We start from the raw sequence: 5526 nt of genomic DNA, 5'->3' as shown, positions 1-5526 counted from the left end.
CTAAACTACATAAAGCCTATCGCCCTCACGTATTGTTTTTGTTCCTATATCTTTAAGACGATTCCCAAGACCAATTCCTGAATTTTTTGAGTTAAGAATAAATTTTATTAAAAAAATGTATCAGTTCAAATTGGAGTCGTCGGGATTTGTGGGAAAATTCAATTCGGTCTTGACGAGCCAACGGTCAATGATTTGATAGATTTGGTCGATCTGCTCGTTCGTATAGCCATTTGCCAACATCCAAGTTTCAAACGGATTAGCGCCAGATAAAACTTGTTGCCACATTTCGTCAAATTCTGATTCTGATATGCCGCAAGTTACCAGAAAATCAGCTTTGTTGCTCTTAATAATACCGTCAGCCATTAGTTGCACGATCGAGCGTTGGTTTTCTTGCGCCAGTACCAATAAAAAATCACGAATCTCCCTTTGGCGCTCCACAGCTAAACGTTGTCCTTCCATTTGGCGATCGAGTTGAAGTTGGACGCGACTGACACCACCACTAGTTAACCAACTTCTAATATCATCGATCGCGCTTGAGGTGGGGCGAAATCGATCTGTTTGTAGTAGGGAAATCGCTCCCTCAAAGCTCCTACGAAGAACGGAGCGCCAATTATCATGTTCTAGATATTCAATTAGTGCCATGCTTGGTGGTATTCGATAACTGGGAATATGTCGTCTTTTCTAATTATATTGGAAGTCAGTAAATGTTCTCTTCGGTTCTTGGTGTAATAGTTTTACTTATTGCAGGAGGATTTTATGAATATAAAACCATCGTGACTAAACCGGCTTACAATCTCTGGGCGAAAAAAACTAATTAGACGTATTTTGAACATAATTGTATTGGTTCTCACTTGCTTTGTCCGTTGTCAAGAGTTTTCATGTATAAAAGCTTAATTTGTTTTTAGATTCAGTTAAGCTACGGTTCTCACAGCAACAGCGGTCACTTTGCGATTTTTATATGTTTAATTTGAATACGAAACGTCGAAAGATGATAGCTTCATTTTTTTGCTTATCTTTTTCGCTTGTACTAATAATAAGTTGTGCTGCCACTCCTGTTTTAATAACTGGTGCAAGGATTGCTACTAACATTAGTGCAGTTATAGAATTAATTGATGCTAGTGAAAAAATATTGAGCTTTACTTCTAATTTAGTAAATCGATATTATAAAGACCTCGGAGAAGATATACGTAGCGAAAATGTCGTTAGTGATATTGACCAAATCACTCAAAGAATGGAAGTTCGATATGCAGAATTATCATCACAACATAAAGAGTTAGATGATTCACTTGAAAAAACAAATAAAGCTGCCGATAAGTTGTTTTCTATGCTTAAAGAGAGGGCAAATCAAAACTCTAGAGCCGAGCTTAAGCAAAAGCTATTAAATGATATTAATGTCACCGAAAAAGAATTTACAGAAAGAATAGATGTAGCTGAAAATGTTTCTTTAAAACTTAAAGGGTCAATCAAAGAATATGACAATATTCTTAATGTTTTTCAAGTAACTGGAGGGCTTAGAAAGGCACGAGAATATCTTGTAACGATAGATTCAGTAATATCACAATATGAAAACTTGAATAGAGAAGTTCAGATAGCTCTTGATGAAGGACGACAATTAATTAAGAACATTGCAGACACTCCTAATCAAGTAGATGAAACATTAGTTTTTACTCCTACAGACGAAAATACACCCCAACAAACTCCCTCGGATTTAAACCCTAACCCCTCGGATATAACAAATAAACCAGAAGACGCTATTGCACAATACTATCAACTTATAAATCAGCGACAGTATTCAAGCTCTTGGGCTATGCTAAGTTCTAGATTTAAGAGTTTACAACCAGATAATAATTATAATAACTATCAGGAATGGTGGGATAAAGTTGCTTCTACAAGAATTGATTCCATACGATTAATTGAAACAAGCGATAATAATGCTGTTGTAGATGTGAAATTAAAGTACTCTTTAAAAGATGGTAGAGAATTAGATGACCCATCAAGAATTACACTTACACTTGATTCAAATGGTAAGTGGTTAATCGATGATAAGAGAAAGTTAGAAGACTAATTTTATTCTTCTTGGTTTTTGACTTATTAGCGATGAGCGATCGCATTATTGTTGTTGGAAGGATGGCGATACTTCGTTGCGCTTACGCGATCGCACTCCCGCTCCTCAAACCAAATCCGCCAAAATATCGGTCATTTGCAGAATCCCGAATGGCACTATTTATTTTGCCCATATAGTGCGATACCGCCATCGCAACCAGATAAATGTATATGAAGCGACATTAAGTCGAGTTACGAAATGTAGAGAATTATAGACTGGATGAATTATCGTGCATAGGAATATGTGTAAGTTGGGGTTGATATCGAAAACGACCAGTTTCGCTTCCACAATCTATGTCCGACACTCCCGATGATGCAGTCACGTCCTTAGAAAAATCCCTCGCGACCCCCATTGAGCGCTACTTTGCAGCTGACGATTCGGAGCAAGATATTATTGCTTCAATGCTTTCTTCAATTCGTACCGAAAGCACCAAGCGCGAGTACCGCAAGGATTTGAATAAGTTTTTTAAGGAAATGACGGAAACTGAACCAAATTCCGATAGCGTTTTGGAATTTTTACATTTATCAGAAAAACGGGCTGTGGCAGTGGTGCTTAAATACAAGGGGAAGCTTCTGGAACGGGGGTTGAAAGAAGCAACGGTTAATAGAAGGATTACCAGCATTAAATCTCTGGTTAAATTTGCGCGGAAGTTGGGAGTATGCACCTATTCTTTAGAAGATGTGGAGATGGAAAAAGCGGTTGCTTATCGGGATACTACTGGTGTGGATGCAAAAACCTATGCTGCGGTGGTAAAGATGTGCGATCGCGCCACCAAAATTGGTAAACGCGATTATGCCATACTGCGGCTGCTGTGGGAAAATGGGTTGCGTCGCGGGGAGATAAGTAAATTATCGGTCAAGGACTTTGACCCCCACGTTTCTAGATTGCGTATCTTCGGTAAAGGTAAAGGAAATAACGATGAATGGTTAAAAGTTTCACCGCAAACCGTTAGCGCGATTACCGAATGGCTCGATGCTCGTTCTCGGTTAATTGCTAATGATGCTTTATTTATTTCCCTCGACAATAACACCTGGGGATATCGTCTGAGCGGTAACGCGATTCGTCAAATCGTGGTGCGTCGCTTTAAAGCAGCGGGTATTGATAAAGTTATGTCACCCCATCGGGTCAGACATAGCGGGGTTACAACAGTTTTAGAAATTAACAACGGTAACATAACTAAAGGTAAAACCTACAGCCGACATTCTAAAGTTGAAACCGTAATGGTTTACGACGACAACCGCAACCAAAACCAAAGCGAAATCACCAACCAACTCGCTGACTTAATAGATTAATAGTATAAATATTTACTCAGTGACTAGAGAGAGGAAATAAGAAAAATTTAAGAAAAAAAGTCTCCGTATTTGCGGAATGCAGGTATAGAGAGGGATTATTGAACTGATGCTGAGCAGGGTTGTTGCTTGGTTGGTGTTTATTCTTAGTTTTTTTATTTAGTGATTTAAATATCTTATATACTTTGGTCAAAAACGTCACTGATCGCAATTATTGACTTATAAATCAAACGATTATAAACATTCCTTATTTCTTTATTAAAATAGATAATTAATTCAAATATAAATATATTAGGTCGAGCTTTTCTACAATTTACTCACTACAAAACACTATCACCATAAGCCATCACCTTGGATAGAGAGTATATATCCAGATATATAGTTTGATGCGGTTTCTAATAGATTGTAGAGGACGTTAATAGTATGTTTATTATTTTCTCAGGCAAGAATAATAATATATATGGTATTTGTGAAGGACAAATCACATTTAAAAGCAAAAACAAGTGGCTAGAATCGTATTTAAAATGGTAAGTAATTTCACTTAAAATAACTCTTTTTATTCCATGATACTTGTCCTCTAAATTTGGGAAATATATAAGAGTAAAACAATTATCGTTAGCAATTTAACTATGTTAGTCTTAGTAGCTATGCTTTTTTTTAGCTTATCATTGTTGTTTACCTTCAAGTTTATAGCTCCTCATGTTTTGAAACTTATGAATAACTATATTGGTTTCCCTACTGAATTAAATCAGCTTTTAATAGTATTTATTCTTTTTCTGGACTTCATGATTTCATTATTGATTTATTCTCAATTGTTTTTAGTATTTTCAGGAGAATCTGAGCAAGTAAGATACAATATGTCTTATTTTGTTAGAAGCCTTTATCCTCCTAATATACCGAAAGCAATCAAATTAAGCCTTGAATACAATCCAATTTTATTTATATTCGGTATTACTTTTCAATCAATATTCTATTTAGTTTTATATTTAACAGTGTTTAGAAAGGTTAGTAATAAATTTTTAATTTCGCTCTTTTTCATTTCTTTATTAGTTACATTTTCAAACTTACCAATTACTATTGTTGAAAATCATGATGAATCGCTAAGATTAGCAAAAGCTGAACAAGAAAAAATAGCAGTAGAAAATGTATTAGATAAAAATACTCAGGCTTATTTAGAAGTAAAAAAAGGCATAGACTATCCAAGAAAATATTCAGGCTGTGTTTATCATTATAAAGCTCTCAAAAGTTATAGTTATTCTAAAAGTCTCAGATATACCAGTGATGGTTATGAATGTAAAAGAACTGAGGATTTTTGCCTATTTGTAGATGAAACTTTTTATAAGACGTATAGTGTCACAGAAAAATATAAAAAAGACCTATCCGAAAATCGGGCTAGCTGTTATGTTCAAGGATGGTATGGTACATCAAAAGAGTATTCTAAAGATTTTGGTTTGGAATACTAAGATAACAGAAAGTAAAATAAGCAGCCTTGAATCGCATTCTGAAAACAGATATTTCTGCTTATTAGAGGCGGATCTAGCAAAGCTGCCACTAAGGGCAAGATAGTCTAAAAACTATTGCTGTTTGTTGCAGCTAAATTTGACACCTGGCTTTCTACTAATTTTTGCCGCTGCCAATAAAAATGAACGGGTATCACTTAAGAGCAAAGTATAAATTACAATTTGCTAGTTAACGAATTAATAGACCCTAACCAAATTTACCCCGTAACAGTAGGTTTGAGAATTTATAAGGTATGGAAGTACCTAAAGATATTTGTAGTTTGTTCGCAAAAAACTTTATTACTTTTCTCAAAAGTATTGTTGCATATAGATTGTATTTACTTTTATCAATATACGGGGTATTAGTATTATTGGAACAGAAAACCGGGTTAAGCATTGTTACATAAATAATACAAAATCATTTCAACGCTGTTCGCGGAGCATGCCGTTAAGCAAAACCCTTGTTTTCTCGTTAAGCTGCTACCTGGTAACTTGAAAAATCAACTACTACAATCCTCTACAAAATTCTTGCAGAATAAGAATTTTAAGCTTAACCCGGTTTTCTGTTCTGATGATACTTGTACCCCCATAAAGGCGATCGCACTTTTTCCTCTAAGAAAATTCATAACTCGAA

General features: G+C 35.3%; 4 protein-coding genes. 3 read left to right on the top strand and 1 reads right to left on the bottom strand.

Annotation, left to right across the window (positions count from 1 at the left end):
- Nucleotides 1-120: 120 nt before the first annotated feature.
- Nucleotides 121-642: a hypothetical protein gene (locus VB797_RS33680; RefSeq protein WP_323242154.1), complete on the bottom strand. Its 522-nt coding sequence runs from the start codon at nucleotides 640-642 to the stop codon at nucleotides 121-123.
- A 346-nt stretch (nucleotides 643-988) separates the two neighbouring features.
- Here VB797_RS33680 and VB797_RS33675 point away from each other — a divergent pair, with 346 nt between their 5' ends.
- The 3 genes from VB797_RS33675 (at nucleotide 989) to VB797_RS33665 (ending at nucleotide 4856) form a co-directional block, all read left to right on the top strand.
- Complete coding sequence (locus VB797_RS33675) at nucleotides 989-2065, top strand: hypothetical protein (protein ID WP_323242153.1); 1077 nt, start codon at nucleotides 989-991, stop codon at nucleotides 2063-2065.
- 332 nt (nucleotides 2066-2397) lie between these two features.
- Nucleotides 2398-3396, top strand: coding sequence for a tyrosine-type recombinase/integrase (locus VB797_RS33670; RefSeq protein ID WP_323242152.1), 999 nt, complete (start codon nucleotides 2398-2400; stop codon nucleotides 3394-3396).
- A 626-nt stretch (nucleotides 3397-4022) separates the two neighbouring features.
- The gene (locus tag VB797_RS33665; RefSeq protein WP_323242151.1) at nucleotides 4023-4856 is read left to right on the top strand and encodes a hypothetical protein; all 834 of its coding nucleotides are present in this window, start codon (nucleotides 4023-4025) and stop codon (nucleotides 4854-4856) included.
- The last annotated feature ends 670 nt before the right edge of the window (nucleotides 4857-5526 follow it).

The sequence above is a fragment of the Rivularia sp. UHCC 0363 genome (assembly GCF_034931125.1).
Classification (GTDB): Bacteria; Cyanobacteriota; Cyanobacteriia; order Cyanobacteriales; family Nostocaceae; genus Rivularia.
Note: the sequence above shows the minus strand (reverse complement) of the source record. Positions and strands in the feature narration are given on the sequence as shown.